The organism is Halomonas elongata (assembly GCF_029081005.1).
In the GTDB taxonomy this organism is placed as follows: Bacteria; Pseudomonadota; Gammaproteobacteria; order Pseudomonadales; family Halomonadaceae; genus Halomonas; species Halomonas elongata_B.
Genome location: NZ_JAJQTQ010000003.1, coordinates 165,962 through 188,453, shown reverse-complemented (window position 1 = coordinate 188,453; position 22,492 = coordinate 165,962). Strand labels below are relative to the sequence as shown.

The window sequence follows — 22,492 nt, the reverse complement described above, 5'->3', positions numbered from 1 at the left end:
GGGATGGCCTCGGCCACCGCTCAGTCTTCGATCAGACCTGCCAGCTGCAGGGCTTCGCTGACGGTAGAGTGATACTTCTCGGATAACCAGGTCAGCGGTAGACGGATGCCCGACTCCAGCATGCCCATCCGGTTCAGGGCCCACTTGACCGGAATCGGATTGGCCTCGATGCCCAGATTGGTGTGCAGCGGCATCAATCGAGTATTGATCTGATGCGCCTTGTCGGTCTCGCCGGCGACGGCGGCGACACACAGGTCATGCATGGCCCGAGGCGCGACATTGGCCGTCACCGAGATGTCGCCGTGTCCCCCCATCAGCATGAAGTCGCAGGCCGTGCCATCATCACCGGAATAGAGCATGAAATCGCTGCCTTCGAGACGGGCGATCAGGTCCTCGGCGCGCTCCAGATTGCCGGTGGCATCCTTGAGGCCGACGATATTGTCCACCTCGGCCAGGCGCAGCACCGTCTCGTTATAGATATCGGAGCAAGTGCGACCCGGCACATTGTAGAGAATCACCGGCAAGTCGCTGGTCTCGGCAATGGCCTTGAAGTGCTGATAGAGGCCTTCCTGGGTCGGCTTGTTATAGTAGGGCGCCACGGTGAGGCAATAGTCGGCTCCGACCTCCTTGGCATAGCGGGTCAGTTCCACCGCCTCGGTGGTGTTGTTGGAACCGGTACCGGCAATCACCGGAATACGGCCACCGACCTCCTCCACCACGGCGCGAATCACGTCGAAGTGCTCGGCGAACGACATGGTCGTCGGTTCACCGGTGGTGCCCGCCGCGACGATGGCGTCGGTCCCGTTGTCGAGATGGAAATGAACCAGGCGGCGCAGCGCCTCCCAGTCGATATCGCCATTGACTTTCATCGGTGTCGCCAGCGCGACGATGCTACCCGTGATCATCCTCTACTCATCCTCCCGGCCTGCCTGATATACGCGGCCTCTGCGGGCTCGCGCCCGGTCGATGTCTCGCCGCCAAGGGTCAAATGGTACTCAGGGCGTCAGGGCCTGTACAGCGACGACTTTACAGTTCGTGCGAGGTTGCGTGTAATCAGGGCCCCATTTCCTCACCAGCCCAGGAGACGCCATGAGCCTCACCCTCGGTCAGCCAGTTCCCGACTTCACCGCGACCGCCACCGGCGACACCCGACTGACGCTGTCGGAACTGCGCGGCAAGCAGGTCGTGATCTACTTTTACCCCAAGGCCAGCACCCCCGGCTGCACCACCGAGGGTGGCGACTTCCGCGACAACAAGACGTCGTTCGATGCCGCCAACACGGTGGTCATCGGTATCTCCCGGGATGGCATCCGCGCCCAGGAAAACTTCAAGGCCAAGCAGGACTTCAACTTCCCGCTGATCTCCGACAAGGATGAAGCCGTCTGCCGGCTGTTCGATGTCATCAAGCTCAAGAAGCTGTACGGCAAGGAACACCTGGGGATCGAGCGGAGCACCTTCCTGATCGACGTCGAGGGCAATCTCGCCCGGGAATGGCGAGGCGTCAAGGTCAAGGGCCATGTGGCCGAGGTCCTGGAAGCCGCCCGGGCACTGCACGCCGGCGAGTGACGTCCGGACCCGGCGGCTCTTACCCGTCGATACCTTCACCGGTCTCGACGGGCTCCTCCGCCGACACTTCTTCGCGGCGCTGCTGGATCCCCCTCGGCCAGGCATAGACCAGCGCCTTGAGCAGCGTCGCCAGCGGAATGGCGAAGAAGATTCCCCAGAACCCCCAGATACCGCCGAAGAACAGCACCGCCAGGATGATCGAGACCGGGTGCAAGTTGACCGCCTCGGAGAACAGCACCGGCACCAGGACATTGCCATCCAGCGCCTGGATGACGCCATAGGCAATCAGCACATAGGCAAACTGCTCGCTGATACCGAAATGAAAGCCCGCGACGGCCGCCACTGGCAGCGTGGCCACGGCCGCCCCGATATAGGGGACCAGCACCGAGAGCCCTACCAGCACGGCCAGCAATGCCGAATACGGCAGGCCGAAGCAGATGAAGGTGAAGAAGGCCACACTGCCGACGATGATGATCTCGATGAACTTGCCGCGTACATAGTTGGCGATCTGGTCGTCCATTTCGTGCCAGATGCGTGTCATCAACTCACGGCGTTGCGGCAACAGCGACACCGTGAAGCCCACCAGACGGTCACGATCCTTGAGCATGAAAAACACCAGGATCGGCACCAGCACCAGATAGATGATCAGCGACAGCACGTTACCGAGCGACGACAGCGACAGCGACAGCGCACGCTGGCCAAGCTGGGTCATCTCGCGGCCGGCCATGCCGATCCAGGACTGAATCTGGTCCGGCGTCACCAGCTGCGGATAGCGGGCCTGGAGATCATCGAGCAGAGACTGCCCACTGGCGAACATCCGAGGGGTTTCCTGCAGCAGGTTGACCAACTGGTTCCAGATCAACGGCATCAGGATCAGCGCCATCGCCAGCAGCACGCCGAGAAAGCCGAGAAACACCAGCAACACCGCCAGCAAGTGAGGCACCCGCCGACGCGTCAGGCCATTGACCGCTCCCTGGAGCAGGAAGGCGATGACCAGCGAGGTCAGGAAAGGGGCCAGCATCTGCCCCAGCCAGATCACCACGGCGAAGCCCAGGACCAGCACCAGCAGCAGGATGACGGCTTCCTCGTCGGAGAAATAACGCTCCATCCAGCCTCGAAGCAGCGACCTCAGGGTCATCGAGCGCGCTCCCCCGCCTTGCGGATCCAGTAGTGATAGACGTCGCCGCGTTCCTCGCGAGCCGGCATCTCATGGCCACTCTGCGCGATGAAGGTTTCGAAGTCTCGCCAGGACCCCCCATCGGTCGCCATCACTTCCAGCAGCTCTCCCGGCGCCAGTCGGGCCAGAGCCTGCTTGGCCTTGAGCAAGGGTAACGGACAGGGAAGACCACGTGCGTCGAGCACATCGTCGGGTTGCACAGTCATGTTGTCTCCCGGGAGAATGCTTGGGCATGCCGGATCGGCAGAGGCGCGCCTCCGACATGAACTCTTGGGATTTAAAGGCACTTTGTCGACTGAATCAATGTCGGATGATGAGCGCCTCCCCCTGTTCCGTGACGAGGAAGCCATGCAACGTCGACCCCTAACCTGCCTCGGCATCGCGGCCCTGTGCCTGGCACTGGCGACCCCGGGCGCTGCCCTCGACCTCGAGCCGCCCGAGCTGCCCAGCCTGGTCAGTGGCGATACTCAGGCCGTCAGTGGTGAGGAAGTTCGACTCGGCCGCGCCTGGCTGCGCCAGTTTCGCGCTCGTGCGCCCATCTGGCAGGATCCCATCACCCAGGCATACGTGGACTCCCTGGTAGCACGTCTGCTGCCCTACAGCTCGCTCGACGGCATCCACCCGATCAGCACGCTGGTCGCCAGCGACCAGCTCAATGCCTTCGCCGTGCCCGGCGGCGTCATCGGCATCAACGCCGGCCTGTTCGCCTTCTCCGACCAGGAAGCCCCAATGGTCTCGGTGATCGCCCACGAGCTCGGCCACTTGTCGCAACGCCATTATGCCCGTGGCAAGGCGCGTGCCGAGCAGACCCAGATTCCCGCCATGGCCGCCATGCTGGCCGGCATGCTGATCGCCGCCAGTGGTGGCGGAGACGCCGGCATCGCCGCCGCCATGGGCTCCCAGGCCGCCTTCATTCAGGATCAACTGGCCTATTCGCGGCGCTTCGAGCACGAAGCCGATCGTGCCGGTCTGCAGACCATGGCAGGCGCCGGTTACGATCCTCAAGCCATGGTCGACATGTTTCGCACCATGCAGCGCATGATCGCCCTGCAGGGCGGCAACCCGCCGGAATTCCTGCTGACCCACCCGGTAACGGAATCACGCATCAGCGACGCCCAGGGGCGAGTCGATCAGATGGCTGTCGATGCCACTCGCGGGGAAAGCCTCGAATATCAACTGGTGAGAGCCAGGGCCCTGGTGGCCATTCATGACCGGGATCCCGATCAGGCCGCCACTCTCCAGGCCCGCGATTCGGCCCCCGAGGACGCCCGACGCTACCTTCGGGCGCTGATCGATGCCGAACAGGGACGCACCGGCGAGGCGCTGGACACCCTGGACGCCCTGGCACGCCAGCATCCCGACCTGGCGATGCTGCCCGCCACGGCGGCACAGGTCGCACTGGAGGCCGGCCGCATCGACGACGCCATTTCACGCAGCCGACGGCAATTGCGCCTGATGCCGGGCTATGCGCCCACCACGCTGGTGCTGGGGGAAGCCTTGCTCCAACGCGACCCCGATGCGGCCTACCGCGTGTTGCACGATCTGGCCGGGCAGCATTCGGAAGATCCCCAGGTCTTCGCCCTGCTCGCCGAGGCCGCCGGCCACAGCGACCGCAAGGCCTGGGGGCACCTCGCCCGAGCCGAACAGCTCCAGCTCACCGGCCGCATCGACCGGGGCATCGAACAGCTGGAGATCGCCAAGGACGTCGCCGAACAAGCCGGCGACGCCAATGCCATCGCCCGAATCGAGCAGCGCCGTGACGCCTTCATCGATTACCGGGATACGATGGAAGACTTTCGTTAGAGCGACGAGTATCAGGCTACCCCACTACTCGCATCTCGCATCTCGCATCTCGAAGCTCGTTACCGACTAATCGAACACCACCTTGGCCACGTCACGGTAATGACTGGCGAAGTGCACCGTCACCCCATCGCGCAGGTAATCCGGCAGTTCCTCGTAGTCGCGACGATTGGCATCGGGCAGGATCACCTCGAAGATCTCGCTGCGCCGGGCGGCGATGATCTTCTCGCGGATCCCGCCGACCGGCAGTACCTGGCCCGTAAGGGTCAGTTCGCCGGTCATGGCCAACGGCCTGTCGATGGGCTCGTGCCGCGCCAGGGACAGCAACGCCGTGGTCATGGTCACGCCGGCCGACGGCCCGTCCTTGGGGGTGGCGCCTTCGGGCACATGCAGGTGCACGAAGGCCGAGTCGAAGAAGTCCGGCTCGGCGCCGTAGTCGCCGAGATGGCCCAGCACATAGCTGTAGGCGATATTGGCCGACTCCTTCATCACCTCGCCGAGCTGGCCGGTCAGCTTGAAGCCGCGATCCAGGGCATGCACCTTGCCGGCTTCCACGGAGAGGGTCGCGCCCCCCATGGCCGTCCAGGCCAGGCCGGTGACCACCCCCTCGCCTTTCATGACCTTTTCCTTGCGGAAGGTCGGCGCCCCGAGGAATTCCTCGAGATTTTTCACCGAGACCTTGATCGTCTGCTGGCCATTCTCGAGCAGCTTGACCGCCGCCTTGCGCACGATGCGGTGCAGCTGCTTCTCGAGCTGGCGCACCCCCGCCTCGCGCGCATACCCCTCGATGACCTGACGCAGGGCCGCATCGGTGAGGTTGATGCGCTTCTTGGGGATATGATCGCGTTTCAGCAGCTTGGGCCAGAGGTGGTGCTTGGCGATCGCCATCTTCTCCTCGGCGATATAACCGGAGAGGCGGATCTGCTCCATGCGGTCGAGCAAGGCGGGAGGCAGTGAATCCAGGGTATTGGCGGTGCAGACGAACAACACCTTGGAGAGATCGAGTCGAACATCCAGATAGTGGTCGAGGAAATCGACATTCTGTTCCGGATCGAGCACCTCGAGCAGCGCCGAGGCGGGGTCGCCCTGGAAGGACTGCCCCATCTTGTCGACCTCATCGAGCATGATCACCGGATTCTCGACCTCGACCTCCTTGATCGCCTGGACCAGCTTCCCGGGCATGGCGCCCACATAGGTCCGCCGGTGGCCCTTGATCTCGGCCTCGTCGCGCATGCCGCCCACCGAGAAGCGATAGAACTGGCGACCCAGAGCCTCGGCGATGGAGCGCCCCACCGAGGTCTTGCCGACCCCCGGAGGACCGACCAGCAGCAGGATGGAACCACCGACATCTCCCTTGAAGGTGCCCTCGGCGAGGAATTCGACGATGCGTTCCTTGACGTCCTTGAGGCCATCGTGGTCGCGATCCAGCACCTTCCTGGCATGCGCCAGATCGAGCTGGTCATCGCTGGTGACGCCCCACGGCAGCGAGGTCAGCCAGTCGAGATAGTGACGCGTGGTGCCATACTCCGGCGAGCCGGTCTCCAGCACGGAGAGCTTGTCCAGCTCGTCATTGATGCGCTCCATGGCCCGCTCGGGCACCACCTTGTCGGTCAGCCGCGCCCGGAAGGTATCGACATCATTCTCGCGGTCATCCTTGGAAATGCCCAGTTCCCGCTGGATCACCTTGAGCTGCTCGCGCAGGAAGAACTCCCGCTGGCGCTCCTGCATCTGGGCGTTGACCTGCTCGCTGATCTCGCTCTGCAACTGAGCGACATCGATCTCCTTGCGCAGCAACGGCAATACCTTCTGCATGCGCTCGATCACCGGCAACGTGGCCAGCACATCCTGCAACTCCGGCCCCTTGGCCGAGGTGATGGCCGCGGCGAAGTCGGTCAACGGCCCCGGCTCGTGAGGGCTGAAGCGATTGAGATAATGCTTGAGCTCCTCACCATAGAGCGGATTGATCGGCAACAGCTCCTTGATGCCGTTGATCAGCGACATGGCGTAGGCGCGGGTCTCGTCGTCCTCGGCGTCGACCGGCTCGCGGGGGTAGCTCACCTCGACCAGATACGGCGGCTCCTTGGACAGCCAGCGCTGAATGCGGAAACGACGCATCCCTTGTGCGATGAACTGCAGCTGCGATTCCTCGCCCTGCAGCTTGTGTACCTTGACCGCGGTGCCGACCACGGGAAAGTCCTCATGGCCGAGCTCTTCGACCCCGGTTTCGCCGACGAAGGCCAACCCCACCATCTGGTGTGGCGTATTGCCGACGCGGCTAATGGTTTCCTCCCAACGCTCGCGATTGATCACCAGCGGCTGGACCTGGGCGGGGAAGAAGGGACGATTGTGGATCGGCAGCAGATAGACCCGTTCGGGCAGGCTGTCACTGGCCGGAACCACGGCATGGCCTGACCCGCCGGGCTGGAATGCCTCATCGTTCTCGTCGGCCTGGACCCACTCCAGGCCATCCTGTTCGAAACCTTGATCGTTGTCGTCGCTCATGCGTACCTCATCCTGACGGGACGGGATATTCGATCCCGTGATGATCACGGAATGCGGGCGACGAACGAGAACTTCAAGTCATGGCAAGCGGCTGGACAGTGGCGGCAAGGGTCGACCATTGAGGCGGACCTCGCCGCTCACCACATCGACCTGCAGGTCTTCAGTGCCCAGTGGCAGTCCCAACCACAGCGCCACCACCGCCGGCAGATCGCGCCACAGGAAGTCGCCATCGAGTCGCTCGCGCCAGGCTTGTTGCCCCTTTCGGCTCGTCAGTCCCTCCGGGTCGAGTGCATCCAGGTCGCCGGCATTGAAGATCAGTGCGCCATCCCCCTCCAGGGACAAGCCGAGCATCGGACTATCCAGGTCGACCTCGAGCAGGTCCAGGCGGGGCGAGTCGCGCATCAGGGTGCGGATATCGCCGGACAGATGGGTCAGCAGGTCACGCTTCGTCACTCCGCCTCCACCCCGGGCGGCCTCCGCCTTGAGATGCTCGAGCAGCGACCGCAAGGCATCGGCATTGAGCCGCGACAGCTCGCCCACGACCTTGCCGGTCATCAGCACCTGATCGGCGGACATCACCTCGCCCAGCGTCAATTCACCACGGATTCGCAGCTCTTGCTCGTCGAGCTCTGCCTTGCTGTGCAGCACCAGTTCGTCGGCATCCAGCTCGAGCGTCGGTGATCGCCAGTGAAGCCCGGAAACCTTGAGCAGATCCCGCTGCGTGAAATGGTAGGCGCCATCGATGTAGGCATAGCGGCTCTCGAGCGTCACCGGTCCAGCCTCGAGGGTAGTCTCGCCATCATCGAGACGAGCCGACTTCAGGTAGGCACGCAGCTTCCAGTCACCGAATTTCCCTTGTACCGAAAGCCGGGAGCCGTGCAGGGACAGGGTACGGTTCTCCTGCCTCAGGACCAGGGGGGACAGCTCCAGGGCTCCATCGAAGGTACCGGACAGAGGATGGTAGCGGGCTTCCCAGGTCGGCGGTTTCCTGGCGACCTCGACCCGCGCATGGCCGGTGCGCTCCCGGTGCTGCTGAAGATGGCCATCCATGCGCGTGCTCAGCAGGCCGTGGCGAGCTCGGTAAGTGATATCCAGATGCCAGCCATCGCCGAACAACGGCGCCAGATGGATGACGCCCGTGGACGTGAGCCAACCCTGGTCGGCCTCGCTGCGCCAGATCGACAGTTCTCCTCGTGCCTGCAGATCCTGAATGGCACGCGCCAGCTCGCGTTCGAACATCAGGCTGGCAATCGTCTGAGCCACGGCCCAGGCCACGGCCACGGCCACGATCACCGGCACGATCAACCGTTCCTTGCGCATTCCCCGCTCCTTGTCCCCCTCTCGCGACGTCCTGTCACGACGACACCGTCCGAGCCCTCCCGCAAGGCTCGGGCACTATGCGACTCAATGCAACCAGAACCACAAGTGCATGGTACTCCAACCGTAAATGCTGGCCAGCACATCATCGATCATGATGCCGAAACCGCCGGCGACACGTCGGTCGGCCCAGCGAATCGGCCAGGGCTTGAAGACATCGAAGACCCGGAAGACGACGAAGCCCCAAAGGGCGGCCTCCCAGGAGAAAGGGACAGCGGTCATGGTCAGCCAGTATCCGACGAACTCGTCCCAGACGATGCCGGAGTGATCGTGAACGCCCAGGTCCCGGGAGGTCTTGTCGCATAGCCAGATGCCCCAGAAGAAGGTCACCGCCACCACGACCAGATACCAGCCCAGCGGCAGCTCGGACATCAACCAGTAACAGGGGATCGCCGCCAGGGTCCCGAAGGTCCCCGGGGCAAAAGGCACGGCTCCGCTGCCGAAGCCAAAGGCAAGGAAATGAGCCGGACGACGCCAGACGCTCTGCGGGGCTCGATTCATGGCGTCTCTCCCGGAAAGTGCTGCCAGCCCGCTGACGACGCCGCATCGACACCGCTCAAGCCGGGCTCGGAGGTAAAGCGACCGATCACCGTCAACGGCAGGTCCAGTGCCGCCAGTCGATGCCGCGCTTCCTCGAGGCATTCCGGCGGCAGGCTCACCAACAGCTCGTAGTCGTCGCCACCGCGCAACGCCGCCTGCCGAGCGTCCCGCTCACCCAGCGCCTCGACGAGCCCCTCGGCCAAGGGCAGCGCGTCGGGCGACAGCGCCACGCCGACCCCCGAAGCCTGGCGCAGGTGGCCAAGATCCGCCAGCAGACCATCGGAGATGTCGATGGCCGCACTGGCCAAGCCACGTAGCGCCACGCCCGCCGTCAGCCTCGGCTGAGGCAGCAGATAACGACGCAGCAGCGGAGAAGCGAGATCGCGTTCACCTGCCCACCAACGGGCAAGGCCGCCGGCCCCGCCGCCCAGGCAACCGGTGACCGCCAGGCAATCCCCCGGCCGTGCCCCGGCACGCGTCAGCGCCGCAGCCGGCGGGACCTCGCCCATCACGGTGACACCGATGGCCAGCTCACCGCGACTCACGTCGCCGCCCGTCAGGACGACCCCGGTGGTACTGCAGAGAGCATGAAAACCGTTCGCGAAGGCCGATACCCAGTCGCCATCGGCCTCCGGCAACGTCAGGGACATGACACACCAACGCGCCCGAGCCCCCATCGCTGCCAGATCACTGAGGCTCACCGCCAACGCCCGGTGGCCGATGGCACCGGGAGGCGCCGAGGCAGGGAAATGCACGTCGGCCACCGAGGTATCGACACTGACCACCAGCCGCTCGCCCGGCGTCGGCTCGAGCAAGGCACAGTCATCGCCGACCCCCAGCGCTACGCCTGACTCGGCGCCGCTCGACGCGGGCGCAAGAAAACGGGAGATCAGATCGAATTCGCTATGCATCCGGTCAACAGCCTTCAGCGACGACGCGCCTTGACCTCGGAGGCACGCAGCCGGGCGGCCAGCTTGTCGAGGATGCCATTGACATACTTGTGTCCCTCGGTGGCACCGAACGACTTGGCCAGCTCGACACCCTCGTTGATGACCGCCCGGTAAGGCACCTCGAGACGGTAGGCCAGCTCGTAGGCACCGAGGCGAAGAATGGCCAGCTCGATGGCGTCCAGGTCCTCGAGGCGACGATCGAGAACGGGCGCGAGCTGCCCATCGATCTCCTCGTGATGGCCTGCCACACCGGTCAAGAGTTCATGGAACAGCGCCAGGTCGGCGATTTCCATGACCTTGTGCCAGTTCTCGTGGTCCTCCAGGTCCTCATCGGCGACCTGGCCACGGAACTCTGCCTCCACGGCGGCCATCGACTTGCCGGTCATCCGCCACTGGTACAATCCCTGTATGGCAAGCTCCCGAGCGGCACGGCGTGACTGCTGGGCCCTGGAAGGCTCGCGCTCTCGTCCGCTCATTGCTCACCTCCATCGGACGACGTATCGAAGCAACGCATCAACGAGACCATTTCCATCGCCGCCATGGCGGCTTCGGTGCCCTTGTTGCCCGCCTTGGTACCGGCACGCTCGATGGCCTGCTCGATGGAGTTGACGGTCAGCACGCCATTCGCCACCGGCGTCTCGAACTCGAGCTGCAGACGGCTCAAGGCCGAATTGCACTCACCGGCCACATGCTCGAAGTGCGGCGTACCACCGCGGATCACCGCGCCCAGGGCGATGACCGCATCGGGACGTGCCACCCGCAGCGCCCGCTGGATCGCCAACGGCAACTCCCAGGCACCCGGCGTGTGCACGATATCGATATGCTCTTCATCCACGCCATGACGCACCAGGCTATCCACCGCGCCTTCCACCAGGCTGTCGACCACATGATGGTTGAAACGACCGACCACGATCACATAGCGGCCATCGACATCGACGAAGCTTCCTTCGACTTGAGAAATCGGTTGCATGATTCTTTCCTGATGAATCCGATCATGCGCGCCCTGAAGGGGCACGCTTGCGTGTATCCGACGCGGGGCGCTCAGCTGTCGCCCTCGTCATTGTGGGTCGACGTCTCGCCGGGCTCCACCCGCTCGACCACTTCCAGGTCGAAGCCGGACAGCGCCGAGAAGCGCCAGGGCGAACTCAGCAGGCGCATCCGCCCGACGCCAAGATCGCGCAGGATCTGCGAGCCGGTCCCGATGGTCAGGTAATTGCCGGCGCCATCGGAGTCGGTGGAGCGTGGCGCTCGACGACGTTCGAGGAAGAGATCGAGCAACTCATGGAGGTCCTGACGGGGACGCCCATCATCGAGCAGCACGAAGACACCGTGCTCGGCGTGGGCGACCTCGGCCACCGCCTCGTGCGCGGTCCAGCTATCGTGCTCACCTTTCTGCAAGGACAGCAGATCCCGCATGACGTTGGTCAGGTGAACGCGCACCGTGACGATCGCCTCGGGGCTCGGCTGGCCCTTGACCAGTGCCAGGTGATGCGCGCCCTGAATGCGATCCCGGAAGACGTGCAGGGTCAGCTCGCCGTGCGGCGTCTGGACGGGCATGGACTCCACGGGCTCGACGGTCTGCTCGTTGTGGATACGGTAGTGAATCAACTCGGCGATGGTGCCCATCTTCAGGCCATGCTCGCGAGCGAAGTCCTCCAGCTCGGGCCGTCTGGCCATGCTGCCGTCCTCGTTCATCACCTCGCAGATGACACCGCTGGGGTCCAGCCCCGCCAGGGCGGACAGGTCGCAGGCTGCCTCGGTGTGGCCGGCACGCCGCAGCACGCCGCCCGGCTCCGCCATCAAGGGGAAGATGTGGCCGGGCTGGACGAGATCCTCGGGCTTGGCGTCACGCGCCGCCGCCGCTTGTACCGTGCGCGCCCGATCGGCGGCCGAGATGCCGGTGGTCACGCCCTCGGCAGCCTCGATGGAAAGGGTGAACTTGGTGCCGAAACCGGAGCCATTACCGCTGACCATCAGGGGCAGCTGCAGGCGCTCGCAACGCTCACGCGTCATCGGCAGGCAGATCAACCCCCGCGCATGGCGCGCCATGAAGTTGATGTGCTCGGCCTCGACCTTCTCCGCGGCCATGATGATGTCGCCTTCATTCTCGCGATCCTCATCATCCATCAGGATCACCATCCGCCCCTGGCGGATATCCTCGATCAGCTCTGGAATGGGGGAAAGGCCCCCGGAAGAGGAGTGCACCATGGAGTCTCCGTAATTGAGCGTGGCGACTGTCGCATCGGGAAGACGCGGGGGTCGCCGTCGGGCGTCGCCCGATTCGAAACCGCGTCAGGGTACCGTGGCAGGAACGCCGGCGCCAGTAAATCGGCTCGTGGATGCGGACGTGGCGTCAGGACGACGCCACGTCCGGGACACCTCATCGGGGAACAGCGATGATCCGCCAGTCGTTACCGACGGCACGGATATCACGGATATCCAGTGGTCGCTGCTCGTCCATGCGCGTCAGGCCCGGCAACTCGAACAACGGACGGGCCTCGCCGCCCAGCAGGGTCGGCGCCACGAACAACTGCATCTCATCGATCAGACCAGCATCCAGCATTGCGCCAGCCAGGGTGGCACCGGTTTCCAGCAGCACCTCATTGGCCGCCTCATGGTCGGCGAGGTATGTCAGCAAGGACATCAGGTCGACGTGCCCTTCCGCCCCGGCCGGCAACACCACGATCTCGGCGCCGGCCTCCTCGAGCCGCTCGCGATGCTCATCATCATGCTCATCCACTGTCGCCACGAGGGTACGTCCCGGCTCTCGCAAGCAGGCCGCCGCCACCGGCAAGCGCAGGCGGGAATCCACCACCACGCGCAGCGGCTGACGCTCGGCGATCGCCTCGGCATTATCCAGTTCGAGCTGCTCGGCCCGCACGGTGAGTCGCGAGTTGTCGAAGATGACCGACTCGACACCGGTCAACACCGCACTGGAGCGCGCCCTGAGACGCTGCACTTCACGTCGGGCACACGGGCCGGTGATCCACTGGGACTCGCCGGAACGCATCGCCGTGCGTCCATCGAGACTCATGGCCATCTTCAACCGAACGAAGGGACGGCCCCGCGCCATGCGCGCAATGAACCCCGCGTTGAGTTCACGCGCCTCCGCTTCGAGCAGCCCCACGTCGACCTCGATACCCGCCCGTCGCAGGCACTCGATGCCGCGTCCAGCCACCTGGGGATTGGGATCACGCATGGCCACGACGACTCTGGCCACGCCGGCCTCGACCAGCGCCACCGCACAAGGACCGGTACGCCCCTGATGAGAACATGGCTCGAGGGAGACATAAGCCGTGGCACCGCGCGCCGCTTCGCCGGCTTGGCGCAAGGCATGGATCTCGGCGTGAGGCTCGCCGGCACGCTCATGCCACCCCTCCCCCACGAGCCGCCCCTCCTTGACCAGGACACAACCGACCCGGGGGTTGGGAAGCGTGGTATAGAGTCCATGACGCGCCAGATGGATCGCGCGTGCCATCCAGGCTTCGGGAGGTGCGGGTACCGTCATGACTCCCCCGACCCGTCAGGGCGAAAGCTGGGCTCCTGGGCCAGTCGATCGATTTCAGCACGAAACTCGTCGATATCCTGAAAGCTCCGATATACCGAAGCGAAGCGAATATAGGCCACCTGATCGAGGCGCTTCAGAGCATGCATGACTTCCTCGCCGACATCCCGACCATGCACCTCACGCTCACCGCGCGCCCTGAGGGTCTGGCGAATCCGTTCGACGGCGGCTTCGATGGATTCGGCACTGACCGGACGCTTTTCCAGAGCGCGGAGCATACCGGCACGTAGCTTGCTTTCGTCGAAGAGTTCCCGGGAACCATCCGACTTGATCACTCGCGGCATGACCAGTTCGGCAGTTTCATACGTGGTAAAACGCTCGCTGCAACCTGCGCACTGACGCCGGCGACGTACTTGATCACCATCCGCGACCAGACGTGAATCGGTCACGCGTGTGTCATTGGCGCCACAAAAGGGGCAGTGCATAGCGATCACCCGGCATCGATGGAGGAAGTGACGTGTCGCCATATTGTAACGGTTTGAAGCCGTAGCGCCCAGTTATGCCGCCACGCGACGCCCGACACCACTCGAGAGCTCAAGGCTTTCCGGTCGACGTATCCCGCCCCAGCGAAAACGGGGATGCCTGATGGCATCCCCGTTTTCGGCCGGTACTGTCGAGCCGACTCAGCTGGTTGCTGCTTCCAGCTTGTCGAGTTCGGCCTTCAATTCATTGGAATACGCCGTGCGTGCCGTCTGGGCAATCGCAAGGCGCTGCTGCAGCTGCTGAATTTCCTGATCGGTAACACGCAGATTGACGACCTGTTGACGTGCCGATTCACTGAGCTGATCCAGCGGGTACTCCTTGCCATCGATCGTGACCGTCTGTGTCTGAGCTTGTGCTTGTGCTTGCTCCTGAACGGCTTCCGTCTGTTTCTTTTGCGCCATCATTGGCCTCCTTGTTCAACAATGCATTGGGCACCTTGCCGTATGCCCGGAAGTGAGCATAACACGTCAAACACAGGATAAATCTCGACCTTCATCAAGAATCATGACCTGCCAACCGTCGGGTCCCTGGCTGGCCGCAAGGAGCTTCACTTGTCACCAACGCTGCGACACCGGTCAATCACGGTACCCATCGGCATTCATCGACTGCCAGCGCCAAGTATCCGCCATCATCTCATCCAGCCCCCTTTCAGCCGTCCACCCGAGTTCATCTCTTGCCTTGGAAGCATCGGCCCAGAAAGCAGCCAGATCGCCGGCCCGGCGCTCGCCAAAGCGATACGCGATATCCACTCCGGTAACCCGAGTAAAACTGTTGACCATTTCCATGACCGAAACCCCCTTGCCGGTTCCCAGGTTATAGGCCGAAACCCCCGAACGATTCACCTGGAGCGCCTTGAGGTGCCCCACGGCCAGATCCACCACATGGAGATAATCCCGCTCACAGGTACCATCAGCCGTCGGATAGTCATTACCGAAAATCGTCAGCTCCTTGCGCCGGCCAACGGCTACCTGAGCGATAAAGGGCATCAGGTTATTGGGTATACCCAGGGGGTCCTCACCGATCATCCCGGATGGATGGGCACCGATGGGGTTGAAATAGCGCAGCAAGATCACCGACCACCGAGAATCGGCACTGGCCAGATCTTCCAGCACACGCTCCACCATCCCCTTGGAGGTTCCATAAGGGTTGGATGTCGTACCACGAGGCATATATTCCAGATAGGGAACCGGAGCCTCGATACCGTAAACGGTCGCCGAGGAACTGAAGACGATGCGATAGACGCCTGCCGCTGCCATGGCCTGACAAAGCACCAGGGTACCGTTCACGTTGTTTTCATAGTATTCCAGTGGTTTCTCGACACTTTCACCGACAGCCTTGAGGCCAGCAAAGTGAATCACCGCGTCAATATCATGCTCGACGAATACGGCATCCAGGGCCTCACGGTCACGGATATCACACTCGGTGAAAGCGATAGGTCTGCCGGCGATGTGCTCGACCCTGGACAGAGCCTCCCTGGAGCCGTTGCAGAGGTTATCAACCACCACGACGTCGTGACCTGCCTCGAGCAACTCGACAACGGTATGTGAACCAATGTAGCCCGCGCCCCCCGTCACCAGAATCTTCATGAGTTGTTCACCTTTAATCGATCATTTTCACTGGTTTATCGAGCATTGTGGTGAAAGACGCCACGCCATACCGTGAGAAAGAGAATCTTGAGATCCAGCCATACTGACCAGTTATCGATGTACCAGAGATCATGCTCGATACGCACATGCAGATCGGTGTCGCCTCTCCAGCCATGCACCTGGGCCCAACCGGTAATGCCCGCCTGTACCATGTGCTTCTGCATGTAACCGGGAATTTCATGCTTGAACCGTTCGACGAAGACAGTACGTTCCGGTCGAGGGCCGACCAACGACATCTCCCCCTTGATCACATTGATCAACTGCGGCAGTTCATCGAGACTGACGCGCCGCAGCAAGCGACCCACCGTAGTGGCCTGCTTGTTCTGCGCATTTCCCCAGCACACGCCATCACGTTCATTATCCACCGCCATGCTGCGAAACTTGAGCATCTGAAAGCGCTGGCCATTCCAGCTCATGCGCTCCTGGCGATACAACACCGGGCCTCGTGAGGTGAGCCTGACACAAAGCGCGATGACCAACATCAGCGGTGAGAGCAGGACCAACGCCACCCCGGCCAGAAGCTTGTCTTCCACGGCCTTGATGAAACGTGCCCGGCCGCTCATGGGGCTGCAACTCATATCGAACGCATACAGCCCCGCCACCGTGGAAATATCATGATTCAGAAGGCGAATGCCCCTCATGTCCGGCATGTAACGAATATTGCCGATACAGTGATCCAGGTCATTGAGAAGCCGCTCGACCAGGTTCCCGCGCGATAGCGGTAGACACACCCAGATCTCGTCACTGACCAGGCCGGCATCCCGTTCACTGTCGAATGCACAGCAATCGGCGACGTTGAAGCGCTTGCAGCCACTGGCGTCCATCAGACGTACCGCCCGGATGTCGAATCCCGCCGACGGCTGGGCGGAAATCTGTCGATGTGCCTTCAGACACGATTCCAGGTCGCCGATCAGGATGACGCTCTTTCGGTTGCGGCCATGGCTTCTCAAGCGGTTCAGCAGTGGATAGGCAATAGTGCGTATCCCGACACACATGATGAAGGCACCGAGCAACCACATCCCGAGCCACAGGCGCGAGAATTCGGCCCCCGTCTTGGTGAAGTAGAGATACGTGAAGATGGTGCCGCCCAGGATGACAAAGGCATGCACGATCCTCACCACCAGCTCGACACGCACCGCGCCACGCCAGGAACGATAGAGGCCGCAGGAGCCGAAGATCACCATCCCCAGCAGCATGCCGGACAGCATCATCCACTGGTAACGCTCGACCATGCTTTCGAGGGAACCGAAACGCAGCCAGTAAGCCAGGAACCCACCGGTCAGCAACGAACACGCATCAGCGAAGCGGGCCGCTATATGAGAATAGGCTTCGAAGCCCGAGAGAGTCTTGGCGGCTCTTGGCATATCAGGGATACCGCCTTGTCAGATCATCATGCGAAGCGCCCGGATGCCTGCGCAGGCCATCGCGCAATGCCTCCCGGCATAGCCTCAGGTACTGCCGCTTCTGTGGGTAATGGCGCGCGGCCAATAGCCAGCCAAGCACCTTGACCGGCACGACCAATGGAAACCAGGCTCCCGACGCGATGCGGTACATCACCAGACCATTGCGATAGGCATAAAACGCCTTCCAGAGTGGTGTTATCCGGGCGCTACCTCGCAGATCAGCCGAGCAATCATGCACGAACCGTACGTGCGGCAGGAAGACATGACGCCCCCCGGCCTTACGCAGGGTCAATGTGTAGATGATGTCGTCGCCATAGATGAACAGTTCACCTCGCGGCAGACCAATTCGCTGCACCGCTTTTGCGCGCACGAAGCACCCCACGAAGGAGGAAGAATCAATTTCCAGCATGTTTTCTTCGGCGTAGTGATGATCCGCCAGATGGAAGCCTTCACGGGAGCGCCCGATCAGCATACCCGACATCGTGCGCCATAGAAGTCGCCCATGCCAGAACGGATTCCAGCTCGGCCGATTCATTTCGCAGATACTGCCATCCGGATAGTAGACCGCCGCCGCGGCCCCATCGATACCGTCCAGGTCCCGCTCCATGAAAGCACGAAATGCCCCGGGCACCGGACGTGCATCATCATCGAAACACACCAGCCAATCGGCCTGGAAGGTGTCGAGAGCGACCTGGAAACCAAGCTCGAAGCCTCCGGCTCCCCCCAGGTTACGCTCCGGCGTCACCACATCGAGACGCGGATCATCCAGGCTGGCCAACCATTCCCGACTGCCATCGGTAGAGCCATTATCCACCACCACCAGTCCGGCGACGGGCTCATCAAGCACTGCCGCGATTCCCTGCTTGAGGTGTTCGCAACGATTGAAGGAAACGATCACCGCCACCAGCCGAATGGGGGCAGGTGGCGGTATCGGGGTCGTCTGTTTGTCAGCCATGCCGTCTGCTAGTCACTGTATGGCCTATGCCTCGACGAAGAACGCCGGGATGGGCTCGTCATTCTTGACACGCTCGAGGCAGCCCCGAGCCGTATCCAGCGCTTCTCGGATGGTGACGTCCATATCGAGATAGCGGTAGGTGCCCAGGCGTCCCACGAACGTTACCTTGTCGAGCTGTCGAGCCTTTTCGACATACTTGGCCAGCAATGCCTTCTCATCTACCAGGCGAATGGGATAGTAGGGCACATCGTCAGGTCCACAGGCTCGACTGTACTCACGATAACACACACTGCCCTCGTGCTCTTCCCAGGGCGAGAAATGCTTGTGCTCGGTGATACGCGTATAAGGCACTGATTCTTCACCGTAGTTCATCACCGCACAGCCCTGGTAATCGCCCTGGTAGGTGAAGCGCTCGAAGTCCAGGGTCCGGTACCCGAGTCGGCCCAGTTCATTGTCGAAAAAGCCATCCAGTGGCCCCGAATAGAAGACATGATCATATCCGGCGACTTGGTCACGCTCGAAGCGGGTATTCAGGTGCACGTCGATACTCGGATGGTCGAGGATACCCTCCACCAGCTTGGTATAGCCCTCTTCCGGCATTCCCTGAAAGCGGTGGAAAAAATAGTTATCGTTGTAGTTGAAACGCACCGGCAACCGCTTGAGGATGCTGGCCGGCAGCTTGCTGGGATGACAGCCCCACTGCTTCTGGGTGTACCCCTTGAAGAAGGCTTCATAGAGATCCCGGCCAACAAAGCGCAGCGCCTGTTCCTCGAAGGTCTGCGGATCCTCGATCGTGGTATCCGCCTGCTCCTCGATGAACTCACGCGCCTCGTCGGGTCGCATGGTCCTGCCAAAGAACTGGTTGATCGTATGGAGATTGATCGGCAGCGAGAAGACCTGGCCCTTGGAGGTGGTCTTCACTCGATTCACATAAGGTTTGAAAGTCATGAACCGATTGACGTACTCCCACACCTCCTGATCATCGGTATGGAAGATATGCGGGCCATAGGCATGGACCATCACCCCGGTATCAGCATCACGCTCGGTATGACAGTTACCGGCAATATGCGAGCGCGCATCGACGACCGTGACCTGATGCCCAGCCTCCGCAAATTCGCGCCCAATCACCGCACCGGAAAAGCCGGCACCGACTAGTAAAAAGTTCATACTTTCTCCAATCTTAATCTTTCCATCACTGCCGCCCTGTCAAAGAAATAAGGAGTACCTTTCGTCAATACTCTTTAAATCCTTCAAGTACTTCTTTGATAAAAAGTCCGACTCACTTTCATCAAAAGGCTTGTACTTTTTATAAGAAGAAGCAGGATAAAGCTTTGAAAGCTTTGAAAACTGTTCCCCAGACACCCTGACAGAAAGCTCATTCCGGATAAACTCAGCACATTTAACAGCTTCCTGTGAAACCCCTTCATTCAAGAAGGCATTCAGGCCTTCCAAATTCCCATAAGGATAGCCAAATAAAATTCTCGAATAATATTCCTCAGGATTCTTCTTTATGGATTCAAAATCAACCACATTCAATTCGGATTCAGGAAAAGCCTAAGAAATATCCTCAACAACACTCAACCACGAAAAACCCCAACTGGAGAAGTTTTTCTTAAAACCCTCAAAATCAACGAATTTCAAGGACTTATTTATCTGAGTGTAGACAGAAGGAATAAAGCCAACGTATTCACGAACAGTGAAAAATACGCCATCCACCTCAACCCCATCGAAAAAATATTTCATTTTCTCTAGGCGTTCCCCAGCACTAGGATAGAATTCTTCGCGGACAAATATCTCCTGTACGAGAGAAAGAAGATTTTCTTCAGAAATCACTACCTTCTCTTCTCCTCTATACAAACCACTGTCCTGAATCACATCCAACAGCCTCACCTTTCCACTTTTCTTCAGGACCCTTGGATAGAAATATGGCCTTGTCACCTCATCACGGAACTCTTCCCTCGGGTAATAAAAAATATCATTCTCAGAAAGCAACCTCCTGTTTTTCTTCAAAACAGCTTGCAGAGATGTCGTGGCTGTCTTATGAGCCCCCAAGTGCAAATTAACTCTCAAAAAATCCTCCCAAACCCAAGAGCTCTCCCTACTACAAAGAGACAACAACCCTACCCAAGCTCTTAGACTTTAGCTCGAACAACCTCACCACTTAAACTCCACAAACCCTCAAGGAGTTCGCTCATCCAGACTTGAACGTATATTTTTAAGTTCAGACTTTATATCTTTAAGATCATCCTTTATTACCTCATTCTCTTTTTCAGACAAGACAAGCATCAGCTTCTGAAATTCAAGCTGGTTTTTTATATCTTTCACATCTTTTTCTACATCAGAATTTTTTTTCGAAGTCCGCGAAAAAGAGGAAAGTGCTTGCTTCATTGGGCCTGGCATCCGCGCCACCAGATAACTGCGGATTTTTCTGGCAGTTTCCAGTGCACCGTATTGCTGATAATACTGAACCGTTTCCCGGACCAGGCCACCTCCGGCCATTGAAGTGATATTTTCCTTCAGCAAGCCGGATTTCCGGCTCTGCTCACCCTGGCCAGTTCCTTCACCTTCACCGCGCGCCTTCCCGGCCAGAACTCTCCCCTTGTTTCCCATATGACTCGAGTTCAATACTTCATCAAGGAACTTCCCATCATATTTGGAGAGCTCATCATTCAAGCATAGCAGAACATCATCCTTGTACTCATCTTTTATAGCGTCATGGATCCAGCAGGTATTATTGACGACCCACAGAACCAACTCCTCCTTGAACTGATCCAGGAGGTTGTTGGTCTTCAGCCATTCGTGAATGGTCTGGTGATGCTCATACATCGCCAGGAGACGTTTGTCACCTGTGGACATGGTCTGTCCCGCACGGTTCATGCGATGATAACAGAGGTAGTCTGGAACGAGAGAGAAACGTTCAGCCCTTGTTATACAGAACCAGTGAAACGGATTATCCTCATAAAAATAATCCCCTTCAGGAAATCTGATATTATTTTCCTCGAGAAACTCTCTCTTGTAGAGCTTCCTCCAGGGAACAGGATTGAATTTCAACAAGGTCTTCTTGTTGCTCATCCCCTCGATAGGCTCATCTACAGGAAGCCCCTTTAGCCAGAACCTCCTATCACTTGCATCATAAAATGAAGAGGACTTCTCATCGTAATTCTTGAAGTTACCAATGACAATTTCCGAGTCATGCTTCATGGATGACTCGATGAGCTTTTCAAACATGAAAGGCTCACACCAGTCATCCCCGTCAACAAATCCAATGTACTCCCCACGGGCCTTTGACAGTCCCGTATTCGCCGCAATGGCCACTCCCCCAGGAGTATTCTCAGGGAGAAAAACCGGAATTATACGAGAATCTTCACGGGCAATAGACCTTACGACATCTTGTGTAGAATCACTGGACCCATCGTCGACCACTATAACTTCCAGGTCACGATAAGTCTGATTTACAACACTCCTCAAGCATTGCTCGATATATTGCTCAATATTATAGGTTGTTACGATAACCGAAATCATGTTCTTTGCCCTCTTCACATCAAGCGGAGGCGATAGCGCAGTGCTTCTACTGCCACGCGAGGCATTCGCTCGGAAACAATCAAAAAATCCAGCTTCGACATATTTTCAAATGTCTTACAGAACTCCTCATAGAAGCTTTCTTTATGCCCTTCATCAATCCGGGCATTCCCCCACCGAAAAAGCTTTATCTTGAAAGAAACAAAAAAGTGATAATACCTTTCCTTGAACAAACTTTCTTTATTAAAATATTCTTCCAGTTCATTGAAGACATCAAGCATCGCCATCCGCCGGGCATCCGATATATTAGTTATTTGATTCGACCGCATGGAGACACGATGCCCGCAGAGGGACTGGTTCATGACCGATATGCGAGAAGCATTCATCAACAACTGCCAGTGAGCAAAAACATCATTGTGAACAGGCGTCTCGGAAAACCGAAGACCGATCTCCCTGGCATAAGATGTCGAAACAATCTTGTTCCACGGGTAGTTCACCAGATCCAAAACAAAGCCAGCTTTATTTATTGAAAAAGGCGACACAAGCCCCATTTTTTTTATACGTGAGAACACCATTTCATCATGATGATTCATTCCAAGCTTTTTATCATTTTCCGAATAGACTCTATCATACTCGGTGATAACGACCTGGGACGAGCTTTCGTCAGCCAGCGAGATAGTCTGATCCAGAATACCGGGAAACAGAAAGTCATCAGCATCTAGAAACAAAATGTATTCTTCAACGACATTGTCCAGCCCGATATTTCGGCATCCTCCCGCGCCTCGGGACTCGTCGTTGACAAACACTTCGTGAGGGATATTTTCGCTCGCCAAGAACTTCTTGACTATATCAGGTGTTCCATCCGTCGAGGCATCGTCCACGATGTAGAACTTGGCGGAAACTTCATTGCCTTCTACGACTGAACGAACGGCTTCTACCAGCCGCTCTCTCTCATTATAAACTGGAATGACAACCGCCACTCTCTCGGTCATGAAAACCCCTTGAAATA

General features: G+C 59.7%; 23 protein-coding genes. 2 read left to right on the top strand and 21 right to left on the bottom strand.

Going from position 1 to position 22,492, the window contains the following annotated elements; all coding sequences use genetic code 11:
- Nucleotides 1-20 precede the first annotated feature (20 nt).
- On the bottom strand, nt 21-905 hold the full coding sequence (dapA, locus tag LU493_RS03645) for a 4-hydroxy-tetrahydrodipicolinate synthase (protein WP_275286430.1): 885 nt from the start codon (nt 903-905) through the stop codon (nt 21-23).
- 184 nt (nt 906-1,089) lie between these two features.
- Between dapA and LU493_RS03640 the strand changes: the two genes are divergently transcribed.
- Entirely contained in the window at nt 1,090-1,566 is a 477-nt protein-coding gene (locus LU493_RS03640; RefSeq protein WP_275286429.1) for a peroxiredoxin, read from the top strand.
- 19 nt (nt 1,567-1,585) lie between these two features.
- Here the strand turns inward: LU493_RS03640 and LU493_RS03635 are convergent, their stop codons facing one another.
- Both LU493_RS03635 and LU493_RS03630 read right to left on the bottom strand, forming a co-directional pair.
- Nucleotides 1,586-2,704 carry an AI-2E family transporter gene (locus LU493_RS03635; protein WP_275286428.1) on the bottom strand — a complete coding sequence of 373 codons (1,119 nt, stop codon included), beginning with the start codon at nt 2,702-2,704 and terminating at the stop codon, nt 1,586-1,588.
- Nucleotides 2,701-2,949 (bottom strand): sulfurtransferase TusA family protein, encoded by a 249-nt coding sequence (locus tag LU493_RS03630; RefSeq protein ID WP_275286427.1) that lies wholly within the window; start codon nt 2,947-2,949, stop codon nt 2,701-2,703. The genes LU493_RS03635 and LU493_RS03630 overlap by 4 nt, the downstream gene beginning before the upstream one ends.
- A gap of 142 nt (nt 2,950-3,091) precedes the next feature.
- On the opposite strand from LU493_RS03630, the gene LU493_RS03625 reads away from it, so the two are divergent.
- A complete protein-coding gene (locus tag LU493_RS03625; RefSeq protein WP_275286426.1) occupies nt 3,092-4,546 on the top strand; it encodes a M48 family metalloprotease in 1,455 nt (484 codons plus the stop codon).
- Nucleotides 4,547-4,612: 66 nt separating this feature from the next.
- On the opposite strand, the gene lon is transcribed toward LU493_RS03625, so the two are convergent.
- From lon to LU493_RS03535, 18 genes are all read right to left on the bottom strand, one after another.
- Nucleotides 4,613-7,045, bottom strand: coding sequence for an endopeptidase La (lon, locus tag LU493_RS03620; RefSeq protein WP_275286425.1), 2,433 nt, complete (start codon nt 7,043-7,045; stop codon nt 4,613-4,615).
- Between the two features lie 78 nt (nt 7,046-7,123).
- Nucleotides 7,124-8,365: a DUF945 family protein gene (locus LU493_RS03615; protein WP_275286424.1), complete on the bottom strand. Its 1,242-nt coding sequence runs from the start codon at nt 8,363-8,365 to the stop codon at nt 7,124-7,126.
- Between the two features lie 84 nt (nt 8,366-8,449).
- Entirely contained in the window at nt 8,450-8,923 is a 474-nt protein-coding gene (locus tag LU493_RS03610; protein ID WP_275286423.1) for a phosphatidylglycerophosphatase A family protein, read from the bottom strand.
- The gene (thiL, locus tag LU493_RS03605; RefSeq protein WP_275286422.1) at nt 8,920-9,873 is read right to left on the bottom strand and encodes a thiamine-phosphate kinase; all 954 of its coding nucleotides are present in this window, start codon (nt 9,871-9,873) and stop codon (nt 8,920-8,922) included. The genes LU493_RS03610 and thiL overlap by 4 nt, the downstream gene beginning before the upstream one ends.
- A gap of 14 nt (nt 9,874-9,887) precedes the next feature.
- Nucleotides 9,888-10,388 carry a transcription antitermination factor NusB gene (gene nusB / locus LU493_RS03600; protein ID WP_275286421.1) on the bottom strand — a complete coding sequence of 167 codons (501 nt, stop codon included), beginning with the start codon at nt 10,386-10,388 and terminating at the stop codon, nt 9,888-9,890.
- On the bottom strand, nt 10,385-10,882 hold the full coding sequence (ribH, locus tag LU493_RS03595) for a 6,7-dimethyl-8-ribityllumazine synthase (RefSeq protein ID WP_275286420.1): 498 nt from the start codon (nt 10,880-10,882) through the stop codon (nt 10,385-10,387). The genes nusB and ribH overlap by 4 nt, the downstream gene beginning before the upstream one ends.
- A 71-nt stretch (nt 10,883-10,953) precedes the next feature.
- A complete protein-coding gene (ribBA, locus tag LU493_RS03590; RefSeq protein ID WP_275286419.1) occupies nt 10,954-12,120 on the bottom strand; it encodes a bifunctional 3,4-dihydroxy-2-butanone-4-phosphate synthase/GTP cyclohydrolase II in 1,167 nt (388 codons plus the stop codon).
- A 172-nt stretch (nt 12,121-12,292) separates the two neighbouring features.
- A complete protein-coding gene (ribD, locus tag LU493_RS03585; RefSeq protein WP_275286418.1) occupies nt 12,293-13,420 on the bottom strand; it encodes a bifunctional diaminohydroxyphosphoribosylaminopyrimidine deaminase/5-amino-6-(5-phosphoribosylamino)uracil reductase RibD in 1,128 nt (375 codons plus the stop codon).
- Nucleotides 13,417-13,902: a transcriptional regulator NrdR gene (gene nrdR / locus LU493_RS03580; protein ID WP_275286417.1), complete on the bottom strand. Its 486-nt coding sequence runs from the start codon at nt 13,900-13,902 to the stop codon at nt 13,417-13,419. Before nrdR ends, ribD begins: the two co-directional genes overlap by 4 nt.
- Before the next feature lie 198 nt (nt 13,903-14,100).
- Nucleotides 14,101-14,364 (bottom strand): DUF6447 family protein, encoded by a 264-nt coding sequence (locus LU493_RS03575; protein ID WP_275286416.1) that lies wholly within the window; start codon nt 14,362-14,364, stop codon nt 14,101-14,103.
- 171 nt (nt 14,365-14,535) lie between these two features.
- Nucleotides 14,536-15,546 (bottom strand): UDP-glucose 4-epimerase GalE, encoded by a 1,011-nt coding sequence (gene galE / locus LU493_RS03570; protein WP_275286415.1) that lies wholly within the window; start codon nt 15,544-15,546, stop codon nt 14,536-14,538.
- A 35-nt stretch (nt 15,547-15,581) separates the two neighbouring features.
- Nucleotides 15,582-16,970, bottom strand: a complete 1,389-nt coding sequence (locus LU493_RS03565) for an undecaprenyl-phosphate glucose phosphotransferase (RefSeq protein WP_275286414.1) — start codon at nt 16,968-16,970, stop codon at nt 15,582-15,584.
- Nucleotide 16,971: 1 nt separating this feature from the next.
- Nucleotides 16,972-17,964, bottom strand: a complete 993-nt coding sequence (locus LU493_RS03560; RefSeq protein WP_275286413.1) for a glycosyltransferase — start codon at nt 17,962-17,964, stop codon at nt 16,972-16,974.
- A gap of 24 nt (nt 17,965-17,988) precedes the next feature.
- On the bottom strand, nt 17,989-19,131 hold the full coding sequence (gene glf, locus LU493_RS03555; protein ID WP_275286412.1) for a UDP-galactopyranose mutase: 1,143 nt from the start codon (nt 19,129-19,131) through the stop codon (nt 17,989-17,991).
- Nucleotides 19,132-19,170: 39 nt separating this feature from the next.
- Nucleotides 19,171-19,494, bottom strand: a complete 324-nt coding sequence (locus LU493_RS03550; protein WP_275286411.1) for a hypothetical protein — start codon at nt 19,492-19,494, stop codon at nt 19,171-19,173.
- A 24-nt stretch (nt 19,495-19,518) separates the two neighbouring features.
- Nucleotides 19,519-20,034: a hypothetical protein gene (locus LU493_RS03545; protein ID WP_275286410.1), complete on the bottom strand. Its 516-nt coding sequence runs from the start codon at nt 20,032-20,034 to the stop codon at nt 19,519-19,521.
- Nucleotides 20,035-20,142: 108 nt separating this feature from the next.
- On the bottom strand, nt 20,143-21,486 hold the full coding sequence (locus LU493_RS03540; RefSeq protein ID WP_275286409.1) for a glycosyltransferase family 2 protein: 1,344 nt from the start codon (nt 21,484-21,486) through the stop codon (nt 20,143-20,145).
- A 14-nt stretch (nt 21,487-21,500) separates the two neighbouring features.
- Nucleotides 21,501-22,475: a glycosyltransferase family 2 protein gene (locus tag LU493_RS03535; RefSeq protein WP_275286408.1), complete on the bottom strand. Its 975-nt coding sequence runs from the start codon at nt 22,473-22,475 to the stop codon at nt 21,501-21,503.
- Nucleotides 22,476-22,492: the final 17 nt, after the last annotated feature.

Excerpts from the sequence above, each read along its gene's own strand:
- dapA (WP_275286430.1), bottom strand. The coding sequence starts at position 905 with ATGATCACGGGTAGCATCGTCGCGCTGGCGACACCGATGAAAGTCAAT.
- LU493_RS03640 (WP_275286429.1), top strand. The coding sequence starts at position 1,090 with ATGAGCCTCACCCTCGGTCAGCCAGTTCCCGACTTCACCGCGACCGCC.
- LU493_RS03635 (WP_275286428.1), bottom strand. The coding sequence starts at position 2,704 with ATGACCCTGAGGTCGCTGCTTCGAGGCTGGATGGAGCGTTATTTCTCC.
- LU493_RS03630 (WP_275286427.1), bottom strand. The coding sequence starts at position 2,949 with ATGACTGTGCAACCCGACGATGTGCTCGACGCACGTGGTCTTCCCTGT.
- LU493_RS03625 (WP_275286426.1), top strand. The coding sequence starts at position 3,092 with ATGCAACGTCGACCCCTAACCTGCCTCGGCATCGCGGCCCTGTGCCTG.
- lon (WP_275286425.1), bottom strand. The coding sequence starts at position 7,045 with ATGAGCGACGACAACGATCAAGGTTTCGAACAGGATGGCCTGGAGTGG.
- LU493_RS03615 (WP_275286424.1), bottom strand. The coding sequence starts at position 8,365 with ATGCGCAAGGAACGGTTGATCGTGCCGGTGATCGTGGCCGTGGCCGTG.
- LU493_RS03610 (WP_275286423.1), bottom strand. The coding sequence starts at position 8,923 with ATGAATCGAGCCCCGCAGAGCGTCTGGCGTCGTCCGGCTCATTTCCTT.
- thiL (WP_275286422.1), bottom strand. The coding sequence starts at position 9,873 with ATGCATAGCGAATTCGATCTGATCTCCCGTTTTCTTGCGCCCGCGTCG.
- nusB (WP_275286421.1), bottom strand. The coding sequence starts at position 10,388 with ATGAGCGGACGAGAGCGCGAGCCTTCCAGGGCCCAGCAGTCACGCCGT.
- ribH (WP_275286420.1), bottom strand. The coding sequence starts at position 10,882 with ATGCAACCGATTTCTCAAGTCGAAGGAAGCTTCGTCGATGTCGATGGC.
- ribBA (WP_275286419.1), bottom strand. The coding sequence starts at position 12,120 with ATGGTGCACTCCTCTTCCGGGGGCCTTTCCCCCATTCCAGAGCTGATC.
- ribD (WP_275286418.1), bottom strand. The coding sequence starts at position 13,420 with ATGACGGTACCCGCACCTCCCGAAGCCTGGATGGCACGCGCGATCCAT.
- nrdR (WP_275286417.1), bottom strand. The coding sequence starts at position 13,902 with ATGCACTGCCCCTTTTGTGGCGCCAATGACACACGCGTGACCGATTCA.
- LU493_RS03575 (WP_275286416.1), bottom strand. The coding sequence starts at position 14,364 with ATGATGGCGCAAAAGAAACAGACGGAAGCCGTTCAGGAGCAAGCACAA.
- galE (WP_275286415.1), bottom strand. The coding sequence starts at position 15,546 with ATGAAGATTCTGGTGACGGGGGGCGCGGGCTACATTGGTTCACATACC.
- LU493_RS03565 (WP_275286414.1), bottom strand. The coding sequence starts at position 16,970 with ATGCCAAGAGCCGCCAAGACTCTCTCGGGCTTCGAAGCCTATTCTCAT.
- LU493_RS03560 (WP_275286413.1), bottom strand. The coding sequence starts at position 17,964 with ATGGCTGACAAACAGACGACCCCGATACCGCCACCTGCCCCCATTCGG.
- glf (WP_275286412.1), bottom strand. The coding sequence starts at position 19,131 with ATGAACTTTTTACTAGTCGGTGCCGGCTTTTCCGGTGCGGTGATTGGG.
- LU493_RS03540 (WP_275286409.1), bottom strand. The coding sequence starts at position 21,486 with ATGATTTCGGTTATCGTAACAACCTATAATATTGAGCAATATATCGAG.
- LU493_RS03535 (WP_275286408.1), bottom strand. The coding sequence starts at position 22,475 with ATGACCGAGAGAGTGGCGGTTGTCATTCCAGTTTATAATGAGAGAGAG.